Source organism: Achromobacter maghribensis (assembly GCF_057334215.1).
Map to the genome: position 1 here is coordinate 9,294 of NZ_JBHFII010000044.1, position 24,182 is coordinate 33,475.

18 protein-coding genes are annotated in these 24,182 nt (G+C 57.1%); 7 read left to right on the forward strand and 11 right to left on the reverse strand.

Annotation, left to right across the window (positions count from 1 at the left end; genetic code table 11):
* Nucleotides 1–70: 70 nt before the first annotated feature.
* The 5 genes from recG (at nt 71) to ACE039_RS18075 (ending at nt 6,204) form a co-directional block, all read left to right on the forward strand.
* On the forward strand, nt 71–2,062 hold the full coding sequence (recG, locus tag ACE039_RS18055) for an ATP-dependent DNA helicase RecG (protein ID WP_485823166.1): 1,992 nt from the start codon (nt 71–73) through the stop codon (nt 2,060–2,062).
* Between the two features lie 82 nt (nt 2,063–2,144).
* Nucleotides 2,145–3,095 carry a LysR substrate-binding domain-containing protein gene (locus ACE039_RS18060; protein ID WP_105558226.1) on the forward strand — a complete coding sequence of 317 codons (951 nt, stop codon included), beginning with the start codon at nt 2,145–2,147 and terminating at the stop codon, nt 3,093–3,095.
* Between the two features lie 151 nt (nt 3,096–3,246).
* Entirely contained in the window at nt 3,247–3,747 is a 501-nt protein-coding gene (locus tag ACE039_RS18065) for a Dps family protein (RefSeq protein WP_105558225.1), read from the forward strand.
* Between the two features lie 107 nt (nt 3,748–3,854).
* Nucleotides 3,855–4,652, forward strand: a complete 798-nt coding sequence (locus ACE039_RS18070) for an SDR family NAD(P)-dependent oxidoreductase (protein ID WP_485811883.1) — start codon at nt 3,855–3,857, stop codon at nt 4,650–4,652.
* 40 nt (nt 4,653–4,692) lie between these two features.
* Nucleotides 4,693–6,204, forward strand: a complete 1,512-nt coding sequence (locus tag ACE039_RS18075) for an LTA synthase family protein (RefSeq protein WP_485811884.1) — start codon at nt 4,693–4,695, stop codon at nt 6,202–6,204.
* Here ACE039_RS18075 and ACE039_RS18080 read toward each other — a convergent pair.
* The 4 genes from ACE039_RS18080 to ACE039_RS18095 all read right to left on the reverse strand — a co-directional run bounded on the left by ACE039_RS18080 (nt 6,129) and on the right by ACE039_RS18095 (nt 12,192).
* Nucleotides 6,129–7,559, reverse strand: coding sequence for a mannose-1-phosphate guanylyltransferase/mannose-6-phosphate isomerase (locus ACE039_RS18080; protein WP_310028333.1), 1,431 nt, complete (start codon nt 7,557–7,559; stop codon nt 6,129–6,131). The two genes, ACE039_RS18075 and ACE039_RS18080, sit on opposite strands and share 76 nt — an antisense overlap.
* Before the next feature lie 66 nt (nt 7,560–7,625).
* The gene (locus ACE039_RS18085) at nt 7,626–9,506 is read right to left on the reverse strand and encodes a glycosyltransferase (RefSeq protein WP_310028337.1); all 1,881 of its coding nucleotides are present in this window, start codon (nt 9,504–9,506) and stop codon (nt 7,626–7,628) included.
* Nucleotides 9,500–10,672, reverse strand: a complete 1,173-nt coding sequence (locus tag ACE039_RS18090; protein ID WP_310028340.1) for a glycosyltransferase — start codon at nt 10,670–10,672, stop codon at nt 9,500–9,502. Before ACE039_RS18090 ends, ACE039_RS18085 begins: the two co-directional genes overlap by 7 nt.
* Nucleotides 10,669–12,192, reverse strand: coding sequence for a Hint domain-containing protein (locus tag ACE039_RS18095; protein ID WP_310028342.1), 1,524 nt, complete (start codon nt 12,190–12,192; stop codon nt 10,669–10,671). The genes ACE039_RS18090 and ACE039_RS18095 overlap by 4 nt, the downstream gene beginning before the upstream one ends.
* Before the next feature lie 987 nt (nt 12,193–13,179).
* On the opposite strand from ACE039_RS18095, the gene ACE039_RS18100 reads away from it, so the two are divergent.
* On the forward strand, nt 13,180–14,073 hold the full coding sequence (locus tag ACE039_RS18100) for a right-handed parallel beta-helix repeat-containing protein (protein ID WP_485811887.1): 894 nt from the start codon (nt 13,180–13,182) through the stop codon (nt 14,071–14,073).
* 21 nt (nt 14,074–14,094) lie between these two features.
* Here the strand turns inward: ACE039_RS18100 and ACE039_RS18105 are convergent, their stop codons facing one another.
* From ACE039_RS18105 to ACE039_RS18130, 6 genes are read right to left on the reverse strand one after another with little or no spacing between them, the layout of a single operon-like run.
* Complete coding sequence (locus ACE039_RS18105; protein WP_310028348.1) at nt 14,095–15,324, reverse strand: capsule biosynthesis protein; 1,230 nt, start codon at nt 15,322–15,324, stop codon at nt 14,095–14,097.
* Nucleotides 15,321–17,351 (reverse strand): capsular polysaccharide biosynthesis protein, encoded by a 2,031-nt coding sequence (locus ACE039_RS18110; protein WP_310028351.1) that lies wholly within the window; start codon nt 17,349–17,351, stop codon nt 15,321–15,323. Before ACE039_RS18110 ends, ACE039_RS18105 begins: the two co-directional genes overlap by 4 nt.
* Nucleotides 17,335–18,471 carry a polysaccharide biosynthesis/export family protein gene (locus tag ACE039_RS18115; RefSeq protein WP_485811888.1) on the reverse strand — a complete coding sequence of 379 codons (1,137 nt, stop codon included), beginning with the start codon at nt 18,469–18,471 and terminating at the stop codon, nt 17,335–17,337. The genes ACE039_RS18110 and ACE039_RS18115 overlap by 17 nt, the downstream gene beginning before the upstream one ends.
* 12 nt (nt 18,472–18,483) lie before the next feature.
* Nucleotides 18,484–19,590 (reverse strand): KpsE/RkpR family capsule polysaccharide export protein, encoded by a 1,107-nt coding sequence (locus ACE039_RS18120; RefSeq protein ID WP_310028356.1) that lies wholly within the window; start codon nt 19,588–19,590, stop codon nt 18,484–18,486.
* Between the two features lie 22 nt (nt 19,591–19,612).
* On the reverse strand, nt 19,613–20,266 hold the full coding sequence (locus tag ACE039_RS18125; protein WP_310028358.1) for an ABC transporter ATP-binding protein: 654 nt from the start codon (nt 20,264–20,266) through the stop codon (nt 19,613–19,615).
* A gap of 7 nt (nt 20,267–20,273) precedes the next feature.
* Nucleotides 20,274–21,053 carry an ABC transporter permease gene (locus ACE039_RS18130; protein WP_310028361.1) on the reverse strand — a complete coding sequence of 260 codons (780 nt, stop codon included), beginning with the start codon at nt 21,051–21,053 and terminating at the stop codon, nt 20,274–20,276.
* Between the two features lie 242 nt (nt 21,054–21,295).
* Between ACE039_RS18130 and ACE039_RS18135 the strand changes: the two genes are divergently transcribed.
* Nucleotides 21,296–22,342 (forward strand): CgeB family protein, encoded by a 1,047-nt coding sequence (locus ACE039_RS18135; RefSeq protein ID WP_485811889.1) that lies wholly within the window; start codon nt 21,296–21,298, stop codon nt 22,340–22,342.
* A gap of 64 nt (nt 22,343–22,406) precedes the next feature.
* On the opposite strand, the gene ACE039_RS18140 is transcribed toward ACE039_RS18135, so the two are convergent.
* Nucleotides 22,407–24,143: a hypothetical protein gene (locus ACE039_RS18140; protein WP_485811890.1), complete on the reverse strand. Its 1,737-nt coding sequence runs from the start codon at nt 24,141–24,143 to the stop codon at nt 22,407–22,409.
* Between the last annotated feature and the right edge of the window lie 39 nt (nt 24,144–24,182).

Here is a 24,182-nt window from a genome sequence, read left to right on the forward strand (position 1 = left end):
ACCCGGCGCCGATAACAAAGGCGCGGGGAAACCGCTGACGGATACAGAGCGCAAGCTCCGTAACCTGGGTCTGGTGCTGCCCGAGGACTTCGTGCTGCACCTGCCGCTGCGCTACGAAGACGAAACCCGCGTCATTCCAATCAGTTCCCTGCGCCCCGGTTTTTCGGGCCAGGTCGAAGGTGAAATCACTAAATCCGAGGTGCTGTACCGGCCCCGGCGCCAACTCACCGCCACGCTGGCGGACGAAACCGGCGAACTCCAATTGCGCTGGCTGAACTTCTATCCCAGCCAGCAGAAGCAGGTCACCGTGGGCAAACGCCTGCGCGCCCGGGGCGAAGTCCGGGGCGGGCTCTTCGGCCGTCAGATGGTGCATCCCCGCATGACCAATGCGGACGCACCGCTGCCTACCGCCTTGACACCGGTGTACCCCACCACGGAAGGGTTGCCGCAACTGACCCTGCGCCGCGCCATCGCGCAGGCGCTGGACCGCGCCGACCTTTCCGACACGTTGCCCGACGAAGCTCGCCAGCGTTACGACCTGCCACCTTTCGAGCCCGCCATCCGCGCATTGCATACGCCGGCCCAAGGCGAATCTGAACAGGCCTTGCTGGACCGCGTCCATCCCGCCTGGCGCCGCATCAAGTTCGACGAACTGTTGGCTCAGCAGTTGTCGCTGGCCGCCGCCCGCGCCGCGCGCCGCGTCAAGGAATCAGAGGCGCTGCCGGTCCGTACCGAGCCCGGCGGGCTGGTTGCCAAGCTGTACGCCAACCTGCCGTTCAAACTGACTGGCGCGCAAGAACGGGTGGTGCGGGAAATCTCGGCCGATCTCGCCAAACCGTACCCAATGCATCGCCTGCTGCAGGGCGACGTTGGCAGCGGCAAGACCGTCGTCGCGGCGATTGCAGCGGCGCAGGCCATCGCAGGCGGTACCCAGGTCGCGTTGATGGCGCCTACCGAAATCCTGGCCGAACAGCATTTTCACAAACTGGTGTCATGGCTGCAGCCGTTGGGTGTCAACGTGGCATGGCTTAGCGGCAGCCTGACGGCCAAGGCGCGCCGTGAAGCCGCTGCCGCCGCGGCGGACGGCAGCGTGCAACTGGTGGTCGGCACGCAGGCCCTGATCCAGGATCATGTCGAATTCCATAGATTGGGACTGTCGATCGTCGACGAGCAGCATCGTTTCGGGGTGGGGCAGCGCCTGGCGCTGACCAAGAAGGGCGAAACCGCACGCGGGCGCTTCGTGCCGCATCAGCTGAACATGAGCGCCACGCCTATTCCCCGCACGCTGGCCATGACGTTCTTCGCCGACCTGGACGTGTCCGTCATCGACGAACTGCCGCCCGGGCGCACGCCGGTGCTGACCAAGCTGGTTTCCGACGCGCGGCGAGAAGAAGTCATCGCGCACGTCGCGCAAGCCGCGCGTGGGGGGCAGCAGGCATATTGGGTCTGTCCGCTGGTCGAGGAAAGCGAAGCGCTGGAGTTGCAGACCGCGGTCGATACCTATGAAGGCATGCGCGTCGACCTTCCCGACCTGCGCATCGGTCTGGTGCACGGCCGTTTGCCCCAGGCAGAAAAAGCCGCCGTCATGCAGGCGTTCCGTGACGGTGAGGTCGATTTGCTGGTGGCCACGACGGTTATTGAAGTTGGTGTCGATGTGCCGAATGCGTCCCTGATGGTCATCGAACACGCCGAACGCTTTGGCCTTGCCCAACTGCATCAGTTGCGCGGCCGGGTAGGGCGGGGCACCGCCGAATCCGTTTGCGTGCTGCTGTATCAGACGCCGCTGTCCCAAATCGCGCGTGAACGCCTGCGCGCCATGTTCGAAACGTCCGACGGGTTCGAAATCGCCCGACGCGACCTCGAACAACGCGGTCCGGGCGAGTTCCTGGGCACGCGTCAGTCCGGCATGGCGCTGCTGCGCTTTGCCGACCTGGAAACCGATGCCGCGATTGCCGAAGACGCCCGCGATGCCGCGAGTTGGCTGCGCGCCGAACATCCCGCCGCTGTCGAGGCGCACCTGGCGCGCTGGATGCGCGGCCGCGAAGACTTCCTGCGGACGTGATGCCGTGCCGCCCATCCTTAACCTGAATCACTCAAGCGCCAGCCGCGAGGCTTGCGCGCAACCCCCGGGGGCGTAGTCCACCATGACTCTCACCGAACTCAAGTACATCGTCGCTGTCGCGCGCGAACGGCATTTCGGCCGGGCGGCCGAGGCCTGTTTCGTCAGCCAGCCGACGCTGTCCGTGGCGATACGCAAGCTGGAAGACGAGCTGGGCGTGACGCTGTTCGAACGCGGCGGCGCCGAGGTCGGCGTGACGCCGATCGGCCAGCGCATCGTCGCGCAAGCGCAGAAAGTGCTTGAAGAAAGCGCCAGCATCAAGGAAATCGCGCGTCAAGGCCACGACCCGTTGGCCGGGCCCTTGCGCGTCGGCGTCATCCACACGATCGGCCCCTACCTGCTGCCCAAGCTCGTGCCAGTGCAGATCGGCCGCACGCCGCAGATGCCGCTGCTGCTGCAGGAAAACTTCACTGTTCGACTGGTGGAACTGCTGCGCCAAGGCGAAATCGATTGCGCCATCATGGCCTTGCCGCTGCCCGAGGCGGGCCTGGTCATGCAGCCCCTCTACGACGAACCGTTCATCGTCGCGGTGCCCAACGACCATGAACTTGCCCAGCGCAAGTCCATCGATGCCCAGGACCTGAAACAGCAAACCATGCTGCTCCTGGGCAGCGGCCACTGTTTCCGCGACCAGGTGTTGGAAGTCTGCCCCGAGTTGTCCCGGTTCTCGGCGGCCAGCGACGGCATCCAGCGCACCTTCGAAGGATCTTCGCTGGAAACGATCCGCCACATGGTGGCGGCGGGCATCGGCGTCACCGTGCTGCCCGTCACGGCCGTGCCCGAACACCCACCCAGCAACAGCCTGCTGACCTACCTGCCGTTCGATGGCCACGTGCCCGAGCGCCGCGTGGTCCTGGCCTGGCGCCGCAGCTTTCCCCGCCTGGCGGCGATCGAAGCGTTAGCGCAAGCCGTCTATGAATGCGAACTGCCCGGCGTGAAAATGCTGGTCGACGAGGCGGCAGCCGTCCAGGATTGATATTTTGGCGCCATGCACGGCGCCACGCGAAGACGGTTTGAGCCGCGTCAAACTTTCGTGGCGCAACCGCTTTTTTTCCTCCCTGCGCCGCGTCAATCCGTAGCGTTTGCAGTGGTATTCTTCCTTCGTACTTATCCAACAGGAGCTAGCAATGGCCAAGTCCACCAAGAAGACCCCGAGCGTTCCGCGCATCAACATCGGCATTTCGGACAAGGACCGCGCCGCCGTCGCCGGTGAGCTGTCCAAGCTGCTGGCCGACTCGTACACGCTGTACCTGATGACGCACAACTTCCATTGGAACGTCACGGGGCCCATGTTCAACACGCTGCACCAGATGTTCATGACCCAGTACACGGAAGAGTGGACCGCGCTGGACAGCATCGCCGAACGCATCCGCGCCCTGGGCCACTATGCGCCGGGCACCTACCGCGAATATTCCAAGCTGTCGTCCATCGCTGAACCCGAGTCGGTGCCGGAAGCGCTGGAAATGGTCCGCCTGCTGGTCAGCGGCAACGAGTCCGTTGCCAAGACGGCCCGCTCCGCCTTCGAAAAGGCCGATGCCGCGAACGATCAGCCCACGGCCGACCTGTTGACGCAACGCCTGGACGTGCATGAAAAGAACGCCTGGATGTTGCGCAGCCTGCTGCAATAACAACGCCGCCACAGACGTGTTTTTCCCTGGCCGAGTGCCCGCCGCAAGCGCGTAGGGCACTCGGCTTGTTTGCGTTCTTACGTATTTTTCTACAACTCTTATCAGTCATGCCAGTCTTGAACCGTGTTCGAGCATCAGATGTGCCGCATTGCGTGCTCATTACCGGGTCCACCGGAGGAATCGGCGCGGCCCTGGCGCTGGAGTACGCCCGGGCCGGTTCGCAGACGCTGTTGCTGCATGGACGCAACGGCGAGTTGCTGGCGGACCTGGCCGACCGCTGCCGCGCCGCCGGCGCGCGCGTCGTGACCAAGGAACTGGACGTTCGCGATACCGCCGCTTTGCGGCAGTGGCTCGAAGAGGTCGGGGCATCTGAAATGCCGGACCTCGTGATCGCCAACGCCGGCGTCAACATCAGCACGGGCCCCGACGCCGCCGGCGAGGCCTGGCCCGACATGCAGCGGCTGCTCGACGTCAATGTGGTCGCGGCCATGGCGACCGCGCACGCCAGCGCGTCGTCGATGCAAACTCGCGGCTTCGGACAAATAGCCCTGATCAGTTCCCTGGCAGCCTGGCGCGGCTTGCCGGATACGCCGAGCTACAGCGCTAGCAAGGCCGCGGTCAAGGCGTACGGCGAGGCCATGCGCGACTTTCTCCGGCCCAAAGGCATACGCGTGAACGTGGTCATGCCCGGGTATGTGGAATCCCAGATGTGCAGGGATATGCCAGGCCCCAAGCCCTTTCTCTGGCAGGCCGACAAGGCCGCGCGCGTGATCCGGAAGGGATTGGCGCAGGATCGGCCGCGGATTTCCTTCCCCTTTCCCTTGAATATGGGGTGTTTCCTGTTGTCTGTCATACACCCATCGGTGTCCGGCTGGATCCTGACGCGCCTGGGATACCGTGGTTGACGCATTGCTATCTTCGTTGCTGCCCGCATTTCTGGGCGGATTGTTCCTGTCGTTCTGCATCGAACAGATGCTCCGGCCGCGGCCGCTCATCGTCGGCAGGCCGTGCGCGGCTTTCGCCGTCCATGCCGGCGTGTGGACGCTGGCATTCGCGGCCGAGCTGCTGCTGATGAGGCGCCCGTACTTCGCGGCCGGCAACGTGCTTGCGCTCGAAATGGTGGTCGTGGTCGTAAGCAACGCGAAGCACGGCGCACTGCGCGAGCCTTTCGTGTACCCCGATTTCGAGTACTTCCTGGACGCGATCAAGCACCCGCGGCTGTATCTGCCGTTCATCGGCGTCTGGGCAGTGGTGTTGCCGTTGGTCGGCTATATATTGATATGCGTCGCGGCATTTCGGTATGAGCCTAGTCTGTACGCCGCGATGTCTGTTTTCGCCTATGCGGCCCTGTTGTTGACGATGGTCCTGTGCGGCGTTGCCATGTGCTGGGTAGGCCGCGCCGCCGTTATGTCGTTCAACGCAAATGCGGACCTAAGGCGATTCGGCCTCTTTGCATGCCTCTGGAGGTATGGCCTTGCGGAAAGCCGCATACCCGTGCTGGCGCGGCAGTCATGGCCAGTGTTTGATAACGTCGCATCCAAGCCCGACTTGATCTCCGTCCAGAGCGAATCTTTTTTTGACCCCCGCCCTTATTACCCGACGCTGCGTCCCGGCTTGTTGACGAATTTTGATCGCCTGTGCGGCGAATCAGGCCTGCATGGACAGCTACGCGTGCCAGCGTGGGGCGCGAATACCGTACGCAGCGAGTTCGAGTTCCTGTCTGGGCACCGCGGCGAGGCATTGGGCGTGCACCGATTCAACCCTTATCGCAGGCTGGCTGCCTCGGGCGTACAGTCCTTGGCTCTGCACCTGAAAACACAGGGTTACCGCACCGTTTGCATTCATCCCTACCACGCGGACTTCTACCGGCGTAAGAAGGTCATTCCTGCCTTGGGATTCGACGAATTCCTGGACTTGGAGCGGTTCCGTGAGGAAGACAGGCAAGGCCCCTACGTTGGCGACGTCGCGCTGGCCAACCGCGCGCTGGAAATCCTGCGCGGACAGGATGCTCGGCCCATCTATCTACACCTGATCACGATGGAGAACCACGGTCCCTTGCATTGGGAAGAGGTGGGCCCGCAAGACCACGCCGCGACAAGCGTGTCGCCCTTGCCAGCACGTTGCGATGACTTGGTCGCCTACGTGCGCCATCTGCGCAATGCGGACGCCATGTTCGGCATGCTGGCTGAAGGTCTGCGGGCCCATCCCAGGCCCGCCAGTCTATGCGTGTTTGGCGACCATGTGCCAATCATGGCCGACGTCTACGCTGCGCTGGGCGAACCGGCCGGTACTACACCGTATCTGATCTGGGGCAACCGCGACGTCGCAGAGGGTATACCGCGTGTCGCTTTCCTGCATGAGCTGGTGGATGCATGGTTGGCCTACTGCGAGCGGTTGGGCGCGTCGTCGCCGGGTACGGCGTCGTCGAAGCGCACAATGTCATCCTCTTCCAAATAGTCGCCGCTTTGGACCTCTATGAGGATCAGATCGTGTTTTTCCTGATTGCTGAGCCGATGCAGGCAACCAGCCGGTATATAGGTAGACTGATTGCGGTGGAATACCAACTTTTGGTCGCCATTGACGACATGGGCCGTGCCGTCCACCACGATCCAATGCTCGCTGCGGTGATGATGCATCTGCAAGGATAATGAGCCGCCGGGCTTGACCCGCAGCCGCTTGATCTTGAAGTTGGCTCCGGTTTCCAACACTGTATAGGTGCCCCAAGGACGATGGACTGTCCGGTGATAGAGGCGGGTCTCATGGCCTTGGGCAGTCAGGCTGGCCACGATCTGTTCCATGAACTCGGGATGTGCGGCGTCCAGGATAAGTAGCGCGTCGGGGGTGTCCACAACGATCAGACCCTGGATGCCGGCCGCAGCCACAAGCCGGTTTTCGGCGTGGATATAGCAGTCGCGCACTTCGTGCAAAATCACTTCTCCCTGCACGCGGTTGCCGTTGCTGTCCGGCGCTTGCTGTTTGGCAAGCGCATCCCAGCTGCCTACGTCGGTCCAGTCCAAGGCGCACGGAACCACCGCAGCCTTGTCAGTTTTTTCCAGCAGGGCGTAATCGATGGAAATCGGCGTGATGTCCTTGTAGGCATCCGACGGCAGCTCCACCTGGTAATGGCCGGCGCCAGACAGGCGAACGGCGCTGGCCAGCCCTTGGTTCACCGTTTGCAGCACCGCAGGAAGATATTGGCGCAACTCTTGCAGCAAGACACCGGCGGTTGCGCAGATCATTCCCGAATTCCAGAGGAACCGCCGGTCCGCCAAGTACCGCTGTGCGGTCTCCAGATCTGGCTTCTCGACAAAGCGGCGTACGCGATTGTCGGGTTCGGCCTCGATATAGCCATAGCCGGTCTCGGGCCGGTCCGGCTTCAGCCCGAAGGTGACGATACGTTGCCGCGCCGCAAGCTCGCAAGCCTCGCGCACCGCCTCTGCAAAAGCGTCCATATCGTTGATAAGATGGTCCGCGGTCAGGAATAGCAGGGTGGCATCGGGATGCCGTTCAGCACACGCGAGCGTGGCTGCGGCCACCGCTGGCGCGGTATTGCGGCCTTCGGGTTCCAGGACAAAGCCCAGCGACACGGCGGGGTGATGTACCGTCCGATAGGCGTCTACGGTCTTGAAGTAGAGATCGCGCGTCGTGACCGTGAGGATCTCCTGCACGCCGGGCAGCGCCTGGGCGCGCGCCAGCGCCTTCTGCAAAAGGCTCTCTCCATCCAAGTCGATAAAGGGCTTCGGATGGTATATCCGGGAAATTGGCCAGAGCCGCTTGCCCGCGCCGCCGGACAGAATGACTGGAATTAGCATGGCTGGAAATAGTTCCTGGTAAATCTCGGTTCCGCGTTCCCGGTTGCTGGGCGGCGGGACGGTTCCTCAACCTGGCGCACACAGGGCATAACGGTATGCCGCTTCAACGGTCAGGGCAGTTTCCGCCGAACTGTCGTAGTTGTTCAGGCTGATTCGCAATTGCTCGCGTAACCGGACGCCCAGCGCGGACGAAGGCGCCAAAGACGCTAAGGCACTGGCCATCGACGCCGGCGAGGCGATATCGAATGTCAGGCCCAAGCCCGCCTGGGACACCAGACATTCGCTTTGCTGCGTATGCTCCGCAAGCATCAGCGTGCCTTGCCCTGCAATGCGGCCAAGCCCCGAAAGCCAATGATGGCGGCCTGCACAGGGCTGTAAGCGAAGAAGTATCGTCACGTCGATAGCGTGTTTGTCGGCATCCCCGGTCTGCCTGGTGGTATGCAGATGCTCGCCGAGTTCGGCCTCCATCAGCTTGGCCGAGATTTGCGCGACCGCGGCGTTGTCACCCTTTATGCGGAGCCGCAGGCCATCAAGTTTGATTGCCTGCGGCAGTGCTTCCGTCAGCATGGTGATGCGTTCGGGCGCCACGTCATGCACATCCAGCAACACCGTCCATTGCCCCTTGTTCCGCTTGTCTGCGGGGGGGGCTTTGGCGGAGCAAGGTGGCAAGACAAAAATTCTGTCTCTTGGGATGCCCGCCTGTTCTAACAATGCTGCCTGCCAATTGTCGGCAACCAGAAGGGCATCTGCACGGCGAGCGCATCGCATTTGCTGCTTGTAGGCCAGATCAGCCCAGGCACTGGTCGGCGGTGGGGACAGTGGGTCCGGGTGTGGAAAGGGGGCGTGCCGGTTATGCCACTGCATCACCACCGGCAGACGATGATGGTGACTGAGCGCTAACGCCCGCAATGCCAAATCGTACCCCGATCGGCCTACATGGGCATGAATAAGGCCGCTTCGTTTGTTGTGCAGCCACGGCGATGACAGCAGCACGTCGAAACGCAGAAGGTCGGGACGATTGACCGTTTGCCATGCTGCTGGCGCCAGTGCATTCAATTCGACGATGTCGACTCCATCAACAATGCTGTGCGAATGCAGGGCGGCAGGCTGCGCTTGCTGCGTGTATTCCACCGGGACCAGCACTAGTGGTTTCAACCCTTGTTCAAATTGCAAACGTGCCAACGCTAATAAGCGGCTATCCGGCGCTGGCGATAAATGCACGATGTTGTGGGCCAAGCCCGTGACGGACGACCGCGGCAGGTTTGGGGGCAAGGGTAGCCAATCCGAAATTTCTTCGATCGCAGCCAGCGCATACTTGGATTGCAGGCGCATATAGCCGCGGACTTCCGGTGCGGTCTCGAGCAACCGGCATGCCTTGGCGAGCAGGGCAGTAGCGCCGGTGCGCCAGGCCAGTGCCTGAACTTCCAGCAGGTACTGACGCTCGGTGCGATGGATGTCCAGCCAGCGCCACGCAATCCGCTCAAGGCCTTCAGCCTGGTGTGCTTCAAGCTTGGGTAGGTCATTCAGCGTGTATTCGTGTGGGTCCGCAGATAGGGTGCAGTCCAGCTCGATATTGTCTGTACCTTGCCAGCGCAGCAACTGCGCTTCTAGCCTGATTGCCCCGCGCGGAGGCAACAGCGGGCGTAGAGCCAGCGCCTTTTCGTTGGGCCCGCCTACCGGTATGTAATGGAAGCGGGATTCGAGTGCAGCGGAATAAGTGTGCCCGCAATCGGGCGCATCAAGCACTTTGTTGTCCACCCCATAGAATTGAAACGCGAGGACCGTGCCGCGCAAGATGCTCTGTTGCAGCGAGCCCCGAGCATGTGCGCGCAATATCCATCCCTGTGCGTCGGTTTCGATAGGTATGGTCAACGTTTTCAGCGCCTTCCTGCGGGAAGCATGGGGGGAACGAGGCGCACCAACCGGAGTGGAAGACGAGATCAGCATGTGCGCCACTCGTTCTTATGGTTGTCCATGAGCTGGCGTAACGCTTCGCAAAACCGCTGCGACAACAGCATCGGATCATGCTTTGACCGCATGTCGTCGAACAGGTCGTCGGCAGGCCGATGATGCAACGCCCTGCGCAGCGCCCTAGTCAGGTTGTCTTCGGGATGGCGCGAGTACAGCAATGTGGGGTCGGCTGCGAATACTTCGGCCATCCCACCTTCAGCAGGCGCCACTACCATGCGGTTGAATGTAGCGGCCAGTAGTGCCACGCCCGAGTTCAGGGTGGCAAGGTAGGGGGCGACAATGACATTGGCCGCATTGAAGTAATACTGTACGCGCTGGTCGCGTACGTTGCCTGGGATAAGACGTATGTCCGGGCGGTCGCCGACTTTGCTGCGCAGTGAGGCATAGTAAGGCTCATCATCCACCTGGCCGACGATCATCAGGATGCATAGCTTGCCGGGCTCTTGGGTACGCACTTCATCGAAAGCATCGACAAGTTCATGCAGCCCTTTGTATGGTTGAATCGAGCCGAAGCTCAAGAAAATAAAAGCATCCGAAGTCAAGCCGAGATCCTGCCTAGCTAGCATCGGCGATACGATATTCGCGTACCAGTCTCCGTAGCTGGGATGCGGGACATGCACTACTTTGCGCGGGTCCATCTTGAAATGGGGCGCTGTTAGTCTTTCGGTATCCTGGTTCATGACGTGAATCAGGTCAGCCGCGTCCGCGGTGATCTGTCGCATTTCGCGTTCGGCTTTCGGCCAGGCCATGCGGTGCGGCAAGATGTTGTGAACCGTCCAGACTATCCGCAGGCCGCGTTCACGGCATTGAGCCAGCCTGCGGGCATAGGCGGCCACCAGTTGATCGGCTTCCTCTGCGCTTGTGGCCTTCTGCAGAATGCCTGCCAGCCAATGCAGGTGAATGATCCCGTGGCCGCTCCAGGCCACGTCGTCTAGACTCTCCAGCCGTAGGACGGGGAGCACGGATAATCCTGACTTCTCCGCCGAGGCGTATAGCAGTTGTTGGAACGGATTTACCTGGGCCACCGGGTAATACATAAGCAAGTAGGGCACGCCCTGGGGGCCGGGCGCGCCGGACAATATCGTAGAAATAAAAGCGTTCGGCCAGTTCTGGGCACCGCTTGCAAGGTCATCTATTCTCATCGGCTAGCCTTTTCTTCGGCCGTGGGCCCCATATCTTCCACCCAATAGCGTCCCGTCGCGGCCACATGCACTTCCAGTATTTCACCGCCGCAAAGGCCATGGCTGCTCGCCGGCAGTTCGGCCATGCCATTGGTCCAGTACATGTGTTGTCCGCGCCTTACGGTCGGTTCATGCAGGCCAGACCATGCGGGATCGTCTAAGCTTATCGTGCCCCGGATCCGGCCGTCTGGCATCCTTACGGTGATTGACGCGATTGCTATGCCAAGCATGCGGCAGTCGTCCAACGCGAGCGTCGAAGTTTCCCTGGCGATCCCGCTGCGGGACATGATGCGCAAGCTACCAGTCTGCAACGTCTCCGGTAATGTGAAATTCCAGTATCCGGAACGGACGGAGTCTTCGCTTCCCGAAATGCTCTGGCCACCCAGCTCAAGCCTCAGGGACGGGTCCGTGCTAATGAATGCGCCCGAAGCGTGGGCTGTATAGGTCAATAGCCTTTGCCTGCAAGTCTCTATTTCGCTTCCTGTCGCTACCGAAAATGGGGGGTGTCGAGTTGGTAGCAATAGCATGCCAGCAATGTCGAGGATATGTTCGTTATGCCTCGGAGACGGGACGGTATAGCACAGATGCAGCCAGTCGTCGTCCTGTGTGATAAGGCGGCCGTTGACTAATTGATGGGCGAACATTGGCGTGCCCATCCAATCCACAGCTTGCCCAGGAGCCAGTGCGACTCTACGGTGGGGCACGCCCGGTCCCAACGCGTCCGGTTGCACTATTACGGGCGACAAGCGTGCTCGCATGCGATGTGAGATTCGGCCGCGCACAAATAGTGTTCGTGTGCATTGCTCGCCAACTTCAGTAGTCTCATTCCCACTTGCGGCGACCAGCACTCCAACAGGTAGGGGCGTGCAGTCGACTTGCTGAATCCACTCGTATGATGCTGAACCGGCATTCGGAAGTTCTATCGTCGGACCACTCGCGCCGCACGCTTGGCCTGAGATCAGTCGGAACGTGCCGGCTATGGCGGTCGGTCGTATCTCGTCGGCCTCAACTACTACGCCGCTGCATGTGGTCCAAGCCAATGCTAGAACATCGCCCGTTGCTATGTTCTCGATGCGGAGGGGGGCCGAGTTTGACGCCATGGCGCCCCAAGTGGCAGAAAGACAATTTGCGTCGCCGCCTTGGAATACGACCGCGATGTTGGACGGAGTAAGCACGTGCAATACACGCTGATCGACATTGACGCATGCGCCAGCATTCAGTTCGATCCGGACTGCACAGGCCGCTGGTAGACCTGTATGCCAATTTTTCAGGCTTAAATCGGCACCGTTGGTGGCGGTGATCGTCACGCGGCCACCTGCAGCGCCGGTATAGGTAACGTCCATGGTATGACGACAGCCGTCAACTGTCAGATGGCTATTCTCTTTTACTTGAATCGTCAGGACCGGATCATCGCCCCATTGCGACTCGGCGGTAATGACCTTTGCTTCATTAGCGTCGAGCTTAAGAATTCCGTCTGACACGCGCTCTCTCTTTGTATCGGATATCGAAGGCTCTGATACTGCAAAGCAGTATTTCGATCTACATGCGTAACAATATGACTATTTTGTATGCAAATAGCAATAATTTGCCAGTATGCGCCGCAGATAAATTCGGAGAATTTTTGGCTGCATCATGCCCTAAAACCGCCTGAGAGGATAGATGCGCGGCGACGTCAACACAGGACCGTGTCTGGCGTACCAGAGCTTAGATTATTCGAATGCCCGACAGCCACCGCGTGTTGACTCTCCTTAAGGCAGGAAGGAACAAGGGCGGACGTAATAGTGCAGGGGAATGGCAACGTATATCAATCGCCCGGCATAGGCCTTACCTTGGCGTCCGGTTCCCTGCCAATCGTTCTGCATCGATCCGTGCTGCCGATACTTGACAAGGTGGAAAAGATCTGTTTATCGCCCGCAGGCAAACATCGTGGCAATACGTTGATACATATAGGTCCGTCCGAATATATCGTGCGCGGCTTTGATCATCGATGACTGTGGTCAAGCGACGATGCTATCTCTCTATCGAGCTTTTCGGTAGGACTTGGAAGGTGAGTTTTGGTTCGACTCCTTGTGCTGACTGCCTTTTTTTCTGTCAGAAACCGTGAAATAGTTGTTGCTATTCTTATGATTTACTGCGGTCCTTCATAGAGGATACGTGTTTAGTAATGCAGGTTTCGTAGCATCGTTCATAAGAACGTAGATGTCGCCTAGTACACTTGAAAAGCTGATGGCCTGAGCCATTGAGTGTTGTCGAGGTGCTTAGGCGCGCAGCGCATTCTAGGGGGAAATCAAGTGGAATCCGCAGTTCAGACACAACCTGTACGTCCCTTCAGGCCCTTGGCACTTGGGATCGCAGTATTTTTATTCGGATTCTGTGGTTGTGCCGCGAACGCGTACGCCAAGACTCTCGACGTGTATGTCTCTCCTTCCGGGGTGGATACAGCCAACGGCATGAGAGCGGAGGCTCCCGTGGCTTCCTTGGCACGTGTGCAGGATATCGTGGCTGAAAATGCTCAGGGCTACGACGAAGTGCGTGTTTTATTCGCTCCAGGGATATACCGCGGACAAGGAGTTGAATGGCGTACTTTCCCCGGAGTGTGGACGCGATTTCAGCCAAGCTCGCGCAAGGGAGCCGTGATATTTGACGGACAAGGGGGGCAGCAGTCGGTCTTCTTCCAGGGGCTGGCACCAATACCCACGAATGATGCCCCTCCTGTATCGATGAAACTATCGTTCAGTGGTTTGACTATTCGCAACTATTGCGAAGGAATAAGCCTGAAAGCCTGGGCGGACGATGTCCGACGGCCTGGTGGGCGGGACGTCGTCGTAACAGAGAGTCGCTTTGAGAATATTGGTAGCAAATTCGATCCCGTCAAAGTCAACAAGCGTCCAAGAGGAAACTGTACAGCCGCCGTACGATTGCAAGGCGTAGGGCATGGGAAAATTGAAGGGAACAAATTTCAGAATATCGTCAATCTATTTGGAAATCAAACCGGGTCGAAAAAATTCGGGCGCGGTCAATTGCATGCCATTTATATTGCTAATATGTCTCAAGATAACAAAATAATCGGCAATCGTTTTGATAATTTCTCGGGAGATCCCATTCGAATTCGGGATAAGTCCGATCGAACTGAAGTGAGTGGAAATATTTTCGGCTCTCCCTCCGATAATACGAAACCTGGGGAGATACATGCGATCTCGCAATGGTATTGCAACCAGAATGTTCGGGCTTGTGTCCAGCGTCGTGTGAGCCGCAACGAGTGCGAGTCGGCAGAGCTAGAGCTCAAGAACAATCGCATAGAAGGAAAGAATGTCGCCGACTATGCTGACAGAGCGGAAGGCAAGGCCACATGTGCCAAGTAACCAGAGGGAAGCCGTTCGGCCTCATGCAAGCAATGTGTCCAAGGGGCTATGATCCGCAGTTAAGCGCGGCAGCGCATTGGCAATGGTTAGGTTGATGCTCTCGTTGCTATACAGGCCGCCGTTTACCTGTGTGCAGTGTATGACGGTGTTGCGGAACCATCTGAAGAGGCGCTGGTTGGGTTGCTTGGAGTAGCGCCAGAAGGCATCTAGCTCTCCCTGAAACGTGAGTCCGGGCATGTCGTAGATGGCGTTGCCTAGTGCTTTGAGGGGACGCCCGTGCACTAGAGCAGAACCACCGACTGTGCTGTTTACCGTAACGACTCCCCGCGCGTGGTTGAGCAATGCAGGCAGCGGGCCCGTTTCCAGATATTGCACTCGTCCGGGTTTAAGGCTCACTCGCTCGCAGATCTCAGCGATAGTGCCGGCATGGTCGTCCTGTCCCGTGTCCAGTGGATGATTCTTGATCACCAGTACCGCGTCCGGTCGGCACATTCGTGCAAACGAATCCAGCGTTACCTCTAGCACGTGCCGCATGCTCTCAAAAGTGGAGTGATGTCGGATCTGGGCATCGCTCCCCAGCTGCAAAGGTATGAGCCAGAAGGGCGTCCGGCTATAAATGAGCGACTGGATAGCGGCCAGGTTGCCGCGTTTCACACCCCCGAGTGTGGCCGCGCGCTTCAGGTAGGACGCGTATTCGACATGCGCCCGCAGGGGAGCATGCGTTCGGTAGCCGGGATAGGTTAACGGATTTCGAATGCCGGCTACGTGATATACAACGTCATGCCAAGCACGCGATGCGAACGATGGTGGGAAAGCCAAGCCATTGCCATAATCTGGTATGCGTGGCCCAATTCGCCGGTACCAAGCGGGATCCCGTGGCAATTGGGAGTGTGCATTTACCCCCCCTCGCTCAAGGGTTACCCAATAGGGGCGAAAGTAGCCTTCCTCAAATACATGTACCCGGATTCCCCGCTGTTTGGCTAGGCGGATGGCCGGTTGATGCACTGGTCGCTGGTCACCGAACAGAACGATATCGGTATGCCCTTCACTGTCCATGAGGTTCGCATACCACGACTCCAGCTTGTCAGCAGATGATCGATAGTAAAAGGCCTTGCCGCAATTCCAGTACCAGGAGTCGCCTGCGTTGAAATTTACTCGTTGAACGTCGTGGCCGGCGTCGCGCAAAGCATGACCAAGCTTGCCGAAAAATGGCGAGCAGGGTCCTTGCAAAAATAGGAAGCGTTTTCTCATGGCTTGCGTGTCAGGCGGGCGATGACACGACGTATTGGGGATGAGGAGGCGGGTTCGTTGCGCCAATCCAGTAGTTCTTGTACCGCCGTTTCCGGTGTACAGAAATGTCGGGTGCGCCGACTGACATAGGTGGGGTAAAGAATCAGCGTACCCGCGACGAGTTCGTCCAGTTGCAGGCGGCGTGTCCTCCGAGCCTTTACCGCTGGTGTCATGCCGCAGTCCTGCGTGAGCCCCCAACCGGCGTAGAACGGCATGCCCCATGTCACTACTGGCACTTGTCGGAGCAATGCCTCGAAACCAGCTAGGGAGGTCAATACGTGGACCTCATCAACGTGATCGAGCAGGAATTCGAAGGGTACATCTCCGACGACTTCGTCACACCATTGCAACGCATCTGACTCGCCTTCGCCTTTTCGGCGTAATCCGGCCATCACGTCGGGATGGGGTTTATAGAGAATGTAGGTATTGGGCCGCGCGTGACGTACAGCCTTGAGGAGATCGATGTTGCGCTGTATGTTCGCGGTGCCGTAGCGGATGGCGGCATCAGTTTCGACTTGGCCTATAACGAGCGTCACCGAGCGCGTTTCAACAGGACGCTGCCAGCGTCGAGGCAATTGCAGGTTGTACTTAGTGACCCCAGCGCTCACGATGCGGGAGCGTAGCGCTTCGGCGCGTTCGCGAAGGGCGGCGGGGAACGATGCACTGTTTAGCATGTTCTCTAGCCCAGACGGGAAGCGCGCGTCATAGTGGATTCCATCGGGGTCCACGACCCAGGATATTGGGCGGATAAGGTCGGCGCCCAGTCCAACGGATCTGAGGAAGCCATCTTCGATGCGCAATACGTTCCTTTTGTAGCCGTTCTTTTCGAGTTCCTCGGCATACTTATGGCCCCAGGTCACGAGAATTTGGTCGCGAGGGGGCGGGCTTGGGAGATTCGGCAGGAACTGCGGAATACTACCGGAAAGAAAATCTCGCACGAACGGCTGCTTCCATTTTGAGAAGCCGTAGGCAGACACGTGAGAGGGAAATCGCTGGCGTTGCCGACGCTGAAGGGCCATCCATGCCATCAGTTCCTCTACTTGACAGGGCCGGCCTGTTTCCGGGTCGAAATAGCGCGGATAGGAGACAAGGCTCGCATGTACCAACTGTTCCAGCGAGGACGCTCGCCGGCGATTGGGGGCCGGCAAGATATCGTGAGTGAGGCCCCATCCGGCATAAAACGGCATACCGTACACGTATACCGGTATTGACCATAACAAGGCCTCGAAGCCAAGCTGTGACGTAACGGTATAGACGGCGCGGGCATGCTTGATCCACAGTGCTGGGTGCGAGCCGTCCGCAATGATGCGCACGCGCGGGTTTACTTGGAGAGCTGCGACGTCAAAATGGCCCTTCTTGTGCCCGGAAACGACTTCAGGGTGAATCCTGACCACGAGCGTGCAATCTGGATATGCGGACGCTGCATCGGCGAGCATGCTCTGAAAGCTTGCTGGTGTGGCATTGCCCGCAGCAATGGCCGCGTCCCCAGCAGTCTGGTCCACGATCAATACGTATGGTCTCGGCAGCATCTCGGGGAGCGGGTCACGGCCGGCATTGTATTTGGATAGGCGCTCGTCCCTCCAGGTGGCTACCAGCCGCCGAGCCCGCTCACGTTGTTCGGCATCTATCGGCGTCGAGATCAACACCTCGAGGCGTGATGGGCTAGACGCGTCGTAATAGATGCCGAGGTCATCGACGACCAGTGAGCAAGACGCACCCTCGCTTCCCTCCAACGACCGCAGGAAACCATCTTCGAGCAACCAGCAAGCGCGCCCGCGGCGGGCGGCAAGAAGGCGGGCGCGCTGGCCGCTACGCTTAAGGCCCCAGCCTACGTATGCAATGACAGAACTGCATTTTGTCCAACGGGTCGCGATCGACAGGCGCATGCCAAGCCTATGCGACAAATGCCGTTGACTCCATACACCCCAGTCCAGCCAGTGAACAGCGGCGAATTTGCCGGCCATGGTCGGGTTAGAAACGTTGTCCAAGCAAGATCGTCTGCACAATTGGTGCCACGATCTTCTGCCATTCATACACCGCTGCGTTCGTGACGTATATCGCGTCTTCAGGATGCACAAGGAACTGCTTCGCCAGAAAGATAGCTTCCGGGTTACGCATATTCAGTCGGAAGACGAGGGCATGAGGATTCGACGGATCCGTATCGACGAGACGGAATACAAATACGCCCGTCGGGTCAGCTTTGGCTTCGTCGAGGCCGCCTACCGCTCCCAATGTCTCCAAGAGGCTGGGATTGGCGGCAGGCAAGTCGTGCAGGCCCGGCGTTTTCACGGACCCCATGGCGACGAAGCGTTGTCGCGCCCGTTCGAGGACAATTTCGGAGCGGGGCGGTACGGGTTGATTCTTGCCTTGCAGCAAGTCGTCGTATCGATACGTGTACACCTTACTTCCAGTCCGAACCACTACGTTTACCAGATGGGGTTCAAGAACCGGTCCGCCTGCCTGATTTATCGCGTCCAGCAAAGTCAGCGGACCTTGCAGGGCGGAAAAGCGGCCAGGAGCTTTTACCCCGCCCGCGACCAGGACGGAGCCGGACAAGTCGCCGACCAACTCTGCGTGTACTTGCGGATCGACGGCCTTTCCTTTGAGTCGTTGGTGAACAGCACGCTCCACTTGGGGCAGGGTCATGCCGGATACTTTCATCTCGCCCGCATAGGGCAGGGATATCTTGCCGGCGGAATCTAGCCGCAGCTTGGGGAACGTCGTCCCTCCCGCGCTAAGCGGTGAAAAAAGGGTGCTTCCCTCTTGGCCACTGTCTGAAATCATTAGCGATATGACGTCGCCAGGGATAAGAATCACGTTGCTGACCGGGAGCATTGAGACGTCGGATACCAGTTCAGGCGCTGGCGGGCGCATATAGGGTCCGATCGTCTTGGCTTCGATATCGATAACGTCATAGCGCGGGTCAGTAGCGTTCTCGTCCATGGCGATCGAGGTGCGGTACGGGCCGGCACCGGAGAGAATGCCGCAGCCGCTCAGCGCGGCGGCCAAAGCGGTCGCGATGGCCACGCGCATCAGCCGATGGTGGCATACCGAAAAGCTAAAGACCTGGGCGGGGCAAGAAACCTTAAAGTCGGAGGCAGCAATCATGAGTTTGGCCATTTAGTCGCGGTGATCTTCGATCGTGGCAATCACGAAACGCGCGACGCCGTATAGCAGGACAAGAAGAATGAAAAGGGTGGCAAGATTGTAAAAACGTTCGGGGTAGATTGCCTTCTCTGCCACGGCCGGTCGCACGATGGTGACCAGGCTCCGGATCTTCTTGGAAGCTTCGATCCGCGCATTCTCCAAGGCTGCGACGGCCAACTTATAGCTCTCTTCCGCAATGCCTGCATCGACAGTCAAGTTCTGAAATTTTGCGGCAATAACGTTAAGCTGCTCACCACCCACGGCGGAGATCAACTCTTTCTTGTCGGCAGCCAATTGTTGTTCGATTGCGCGAATTCTGGTCTGCTGTTGCCGCACCTGCGGACTATCGCCGTCCAATGCCGAACGCAACGCTTTCAAATTTGCGCGCTCTTTGGTAAGCAGGTCTTCAAGGCCCGCGATTGTCGCGCCCCTCGATTCCGCGGAAGATTTGGCGTCGAGAAGATTATTACTACTTTGAAAAGCGATCAATAAATCGCGCTTCTCTATGTAGTTGCGACGAGCGTTCGCTAACTCTCGTTCGGCAAAACTAAGATGATCCCTCGCAATCTTGTGCGAGATTTCATTCACGAACCGTTCGCTTTCAACCAATATCTCCTCGAGCATGGCTTGCGACAGCGCTGCATCCGGGGTCTGGACCTCCACTTCCAATAAGCCGGTAAAGTCGTCGAAATGTGTTTCTACGATTCGTCGATAGAACTTGAGGAGATCTTCCGAAGGGGCCTTTTTGTTCAGATAGAACATTGGGTCTCTAAGTTGATCCGCGTAGACATCGACCCATTTCAACTTGCCACGCAAGTTGTTCATCATATCAATGGACTGGATGAAGTCCTGGACGAATAGGGTCTCTTCACGGGACGTGGGGTTCGTGCTGCCCATCAGCAATGCGAGGCTGGGAACGGCCGAGCTGGCTGACTCATGCGGCTGTCGCACAACCATTTTTGCTGTGCTGACATATCGGTCAATGGAAAAAAAGGCGTAGTACAAGCCCATGAGAACCATGGGTAACACAACCATATAAATAAAAAGGGGAACTTTCTTCAGCTTGTCGAAATTTATCACGGAATTTTCCTGCGGCGATTTATTATGCTTGATAGGCGGAAATTCCGGCTTCGACGTCTTCGAAAGGACGGATTTCGCCATTTTCTACGTATAGGACGAAATTGCACAAGCGGCGAATATCTTCCATTGAGTGGCTTACCAGAATTATGTTGGACGTTTTCAGCTTTCTACCGAATTCTTGATTGGACTTTCTTTTGAAATGCGCGTCACCCACTGACATGATTTCGTCGATCAGGTAATAGTCGAAGTCAAACGCCATGCTTAAGCCGAATGCAAGGCGTGAACGCATGCCTGAAGAGTATGATCGTACTGGCTCGTCAAACCACTTCCCCAGATCTGCAAAGGAAGCGACGTAATTAATGATGCTCTTCATCCGTTCGCCGACAGCGCCATAGACGCGGCAAACGAATTTCACATTGTCGCGGCCGCTCATGCTGCCCTGGAATCCGCCGCTTAGACCTACTGGCCACGAAACGCTGCGATCGGTGACAATTCTGCCGCGATCGGGTTTATCGGCGCCGCCTAGAAGACGCATCAAGGTAGACTTCCCAGAGCCGTTCCTTCCGATCAGTCCAATGTTCTTGCCTGGAGGAACCGAGAAGCTAATGTCGCGAAAAACGTAACGTCGGCCTCGTGGCGTAATGTATGATTTTGTAACGTTATATACTTCGAACATAAATTTCTCAGAGGGACATCAAGCGAAATTTCCGCACGCGATAGGCCGCATATGCGATGAACGAAATAACGATCGCGCATTTCGCAACATATTCCAGCGACACTCCAGGATATATCCGATAATGGGCGAAGGTCGCTCCGCGAATCAGGTCAAGAACATGCAGGTAGGGATTCCATAGTAGATACTCCACAATGGAATGAGGCATTCTTGATATGGGAAAGATCACGCCCGATAGAAGGTATAGCGGGAGGAATAGCAGGCCAAGTATTACTTTCAATTCAGGTACGGCTTCCGCGATAATAGCGAAGAGTATTCCTAGGGCAAATGAAAACGCGATTCCCAAAAAAAGCACCGCTACCCATAATATTGGATCCGCAATGGCGGTTGAGTAACCATACCAAGTCAACCCGGCATATATAAGAAGAAAAGTGATCGCGGAAATGCAAAATTCAACAATTGTTCTCGCAAAAAAAGCGTCGGCTGGCTGTATTTGCTTGTAAGAGAAGAGTGCTTTATTGGCATCAACGCTGCCCATCAGCTTTAGCACTATGTTCTTGAATAGCAGAAATGGAGCTAAGCCCATCAATAGGAAAACCAGAAACTCATAGCTTCCAGTCGGGGTGGCGCGCAATTTCATGATGATGCCGAGCGCTATCATGTGGCTCAACGGCTCAAGAATGGTCCACACAGCGCCAAGCCGAATTCTCCCGAAACGGCTCCGCATTTCGCGCAGTATCAAGGCAAAAACTACGGACCGACTGATTTGAAGGGGTGAACGCGTGTGCATGGTTGTTAGATTGCTGTGAGGCGCGCCAGATTGTACAATACTCGGCTCGATCGGGGTCCGATCACCCGGACAAAGATGTTGCTAAGTTGTTTGAAAGATTCAGTTTCTTTCAAGCTGCGGGATTTCCATCCAAAGTTGCAACTATTTGCACAGATTATTTGGGTTCTCTGGCGCCGAGGTGCGCGTCGAACTCGTGGGCAGATTCTGCCGACATCGAAAAACTTGATTGCGGATATTTTTAAATGCTAGTCTTGAAGGAATATTTTTCCAGATTTTTCCCCTTCCGCTCAAGGCAGGGCCCGTACGTTTCGTTGAAAATCGCCTTGATTTCCGATGCGTTGACTCAGGCTTCGCTGCAAGCAGAGTGCCTAGTTCGAAACGTCACACCACAGAATTACGTTTCCGTGTTACGAGACTGGAAGCCCGATTTGCTGTTCGTCGAGTCGGCTTGGCAAGGGTATCGCGACTCATGGAGATACAAGCTGGCTGCCTATCCGGAGCATCCCGAGCGAACCAATGCGGCTCTGGTCCGCGTTCTTGCTGCAGCGAAGGAATGTGGGGTGCCTGCGGTATTTTGGAATAAAGAGGATAATGTTCATTACTCTCGGTTTATTGACACAGCAGCGCTATTCGATAATATATATACGGTAGATTCGAACTGCATCGAGAAATATCGAGAAGATGTACCCCGCGCTTCGATTATCGAATGTCTTATGTTCCCCGTTCAGCCAAGGTTTCACTATTTGAAAACTCAGGAAGTATCAAAAAAGGGCAGCAGCTGTTTTGTTGGGAGCTACGGCAAGCATGTTCATCCGCGTCGCCGACAGTGGCAAGATATGCTCTTCCAGGCTTTCGCACCCGGGGGGCTGGATATATACGATCGCAATTCTGGACGTAAAGCGAAGCATTATCGTTATCCTGAGGTTCCCGGGGTACGTGTGCGCAATCGTGTTCCGTATGAGCAGACCGCTGACCTTTACCGTCGATATCAGTTCAATTTGAATGTGAATACTATAGAGCAGTCACCTACGATGTACTCTAGACGGTTGATAGAGATTCTCGCGGTGGGAGGCGTAGCCGTTTCTTCCCCATCGCAGGCCGCGTCGGCACTTTTTTCGGATTTCTGCGAGATTGTCGGTAATCTGGAAGAAGTTGAGGAGATAATCCATTGGTCGGGTGAGCGATATCGATCGGCTGTCGACCGAGCTCACGCAGGTGCGCAGGTAGTTGCCAAAAACCACACATGGAGTTGCCGACTTCAACAAATCGAACAGGCCAGCCTTTTCTGATTTCCAGCATTTCACGAAACGGCTGGTGCTGGAAAGTTAGGTTGAACTCGGATGTCCCTCTAGATCAAATGGATACTAACGTATAGGATTGCTGAGGCTCGAAGACTTGCGCGATGCCGTCAAGCCGAGCAGCATAGTGATTTCTCGCGGTATTTGCCAAAGTCTTCGACTCGCGGCCGACCTGTTGGCCTTCGTAAATGCCGCGCAACTCCTTAGAGCCATCCATGATTTTCTCGATGTTCTTGCTTGCCAGATTTCGCATCGCGGCTTGAATGTCGTAATTCCTGCCGGAGGCATACAGTTTGCCTGCCCTTAGTGCGTTGGCCTCTTGGATCTCCCGAAACTCTTTGATGACATCCTGTTGTGCCAATGCCGTAACTGGCATATGGGTCAATGGGGGAGGGGCGCAGTCGAAGAAACCCGATTCATATGCAAATAAATGGGCGCTGGGCGTGCTCTGTTGAATGATGTCATGAAGCAGCTTGCCCTGCGAGCGCACGGCATGAGGCAATTGCTGAGCTGCGAGCAAAAATTCCTTTTGCGCAAGGGGATAATATAGCAATTTGCCAACGGAATACGCGTGCCGTAAATTGCCAAAATGGTACCTATTGCGATGTAGGATATAGTGATTATCCAGAACTTCGTAAATGTTTTTTCCGGGTATCGCACGAATATCATTCACAAAATCTTGAAGGGACTGTGAATAGAGTTCTTCCGGTATCGATTGCCGTTGCACCAGCGATCGAAAGATGTGCGATGCATCGTGCCATACATTTCCTCGGGTGACCTTGAATTTACCGCTTACAGGAAGGCTGCGGAAGTGCTTGGCCCAATAACCTCGAAGTGCCTCGCCGCCGCCACCATGTATCTCCATATACATGCCACTATTGTTGCGAGTTTCGAAATTTTGCGGTTTGAATGAATAATACTTATTGGACCGATATCGACGATAATCAAAAAGGCATTCAGAGAACGTCTTCGGTTCCACATGCCTTTCCATGGGTTCAGTCCAACGGAGGTTGTAGTGCGAGACAAGCTCGGTGGCTATTGCGAAGTCGCGCCTGAGCACATCCGAGACGAGACCTAATTTTCCCTCCGGCCCGTGGGTCGTGCATGTGAAGTCTCGATTCCGTCTCGCGAGAAGAAGCGCGAGGCATGCTCGGGAGTCTTTGCCACCAGACAAGTAAAGCTCTTTTTTCTCGATTCCATTGGTGTTGAGGCTCTCGAGCTGCGTTCTCAGTTTTGAAATGCCAATGTCAATTAGGTCATGATAATCGGCAGCGGGCGTTTGGTCCCATATTTCACTTGAGGTTACCGAGATGCCCTGTGCGGTGATGCGAATAACCTCGCCTGGTAACAAACGCTTCACTTGGATGCACGATGTGCGAGTGCTATATCCTTGATTGAAGAACGCGCTGGTTGATGCCATCAACGGAAGGGCATAGGAAATATCGGGACATGGCTTGCAGTTGCGGTCGCGCAAATAAGTCAACAGTGCTTCGAACGATGGGCTAGCCGCGGCGATTCCTGCACCGTTTAGTTCAGGGGTCGTATAGAACAGGTGAAAGAATCCGAAATGGTCGGTGCGGACCGCAATAGATTTTCTATCCCGGCTTACCGCTAACCATTCCCCTTGCATGTCCATGTCGAAATCATGGACTGGTATCGAGCTTTCCCTTTTATCACGCAGAGTCGTTGAACTCCCGAAACCGATTCCGTCGAAAAAAATGACGTTGTCGCTAGCCAGTTCCGGCTCCTTCCACGCCAATTCGAGCACATACGCGTCCGTTCTATTATTCATCAGAGACTTTCATAAGGATTCGATTTCGTTTTGTTTTGC

Bases quoted from the DNA above. Each gene is read 5' to 3' on its own strand.
- ACE039_RS18060 (WP_105558226.1), top strand. From the start codon at position 2,145: ATGACTCTCACCGAACTCAAGTACATCGTCGCTGTCGCGCGCGAACGG.
- ACE039_RS18065 (WP_105558225.1), top strand. From the start codon at position 3,247: ATGGCCAAGTCCACCAAGAAGACCCCGAGCGTTCCGCGCATCAACATC.
- ACE039_RS18070 (WP_485811883.1), top strand. From the start codon at position 3,855: ATGCCAGTCTTGAACCGTGTTCGAGCATCAGATGTGCCGCATTGCGTG.
- ACE039_RS18080 (WP_310028333.1), bottom strand. From the start codon at position 7,559: ATGCTAATTCCAGTCATTCTGTCCGGCGGCGCGGGCAAGCGGCTCTGG.
- ACE039_RS18085 (WP_310028337.1), bottom strand. From the start codon at position 9,506: ATGCTGATCTCGTCTTCCACTCCGGTTGGTGCGCCTCGTTCCCCCCAT.
- ACE039_RS18090 (WP_310028340.1), bottom strand. From the start codon at position 10,672: ATGAGAATAGATGACCTTGCAAGCGGTGCCCAGAACTGGCCGAACGCT.
- ACE039_RS18105 (WP_310028348.1), bottom strand. From the start codon at position 15,324: ATGAGAAAACGCTTCCTATTTTTGCAAGGACCCTGCTCGCCATTTTTC.
- ACE039_RS18115 (WP_485811888.1), bottom strand. From the start codon at position 18,471: ATGATTGCTGCCTCCGACTTTAAGGTTTCTTGCCCCGCCCAGGTCTTT.
- ACE039_RS18125 (WP_310028358.1), bottom strand. From the start codon at position 20,266: ATGTTCGAAGTATATAACGTTACAAAATCATACATTACGCCACGAGGC.
- ACE039_RS18130 (WP_310028361.1), bottom strand. From the start codon at position 21,053: ATGCACACGCGTTCACCCCTTCAAATCAGTCGGTCCGTAGTTTTTGCC.
- ACE039_RS18135 (WP_485811889.1), top strand. From the start codon at position 21,296: ATGCTAGTCTTGAAGGAATATTTTTCCAGATTTTTCCCCTTCCGCTCA.
- ACE039_RS18140 (WP_485811890.1), bottom strand. From the start codon at position 24,143: ATGAATAATAGAACGGACGCGTATGTGCTCGAATTGGCGTGGAAGGAG.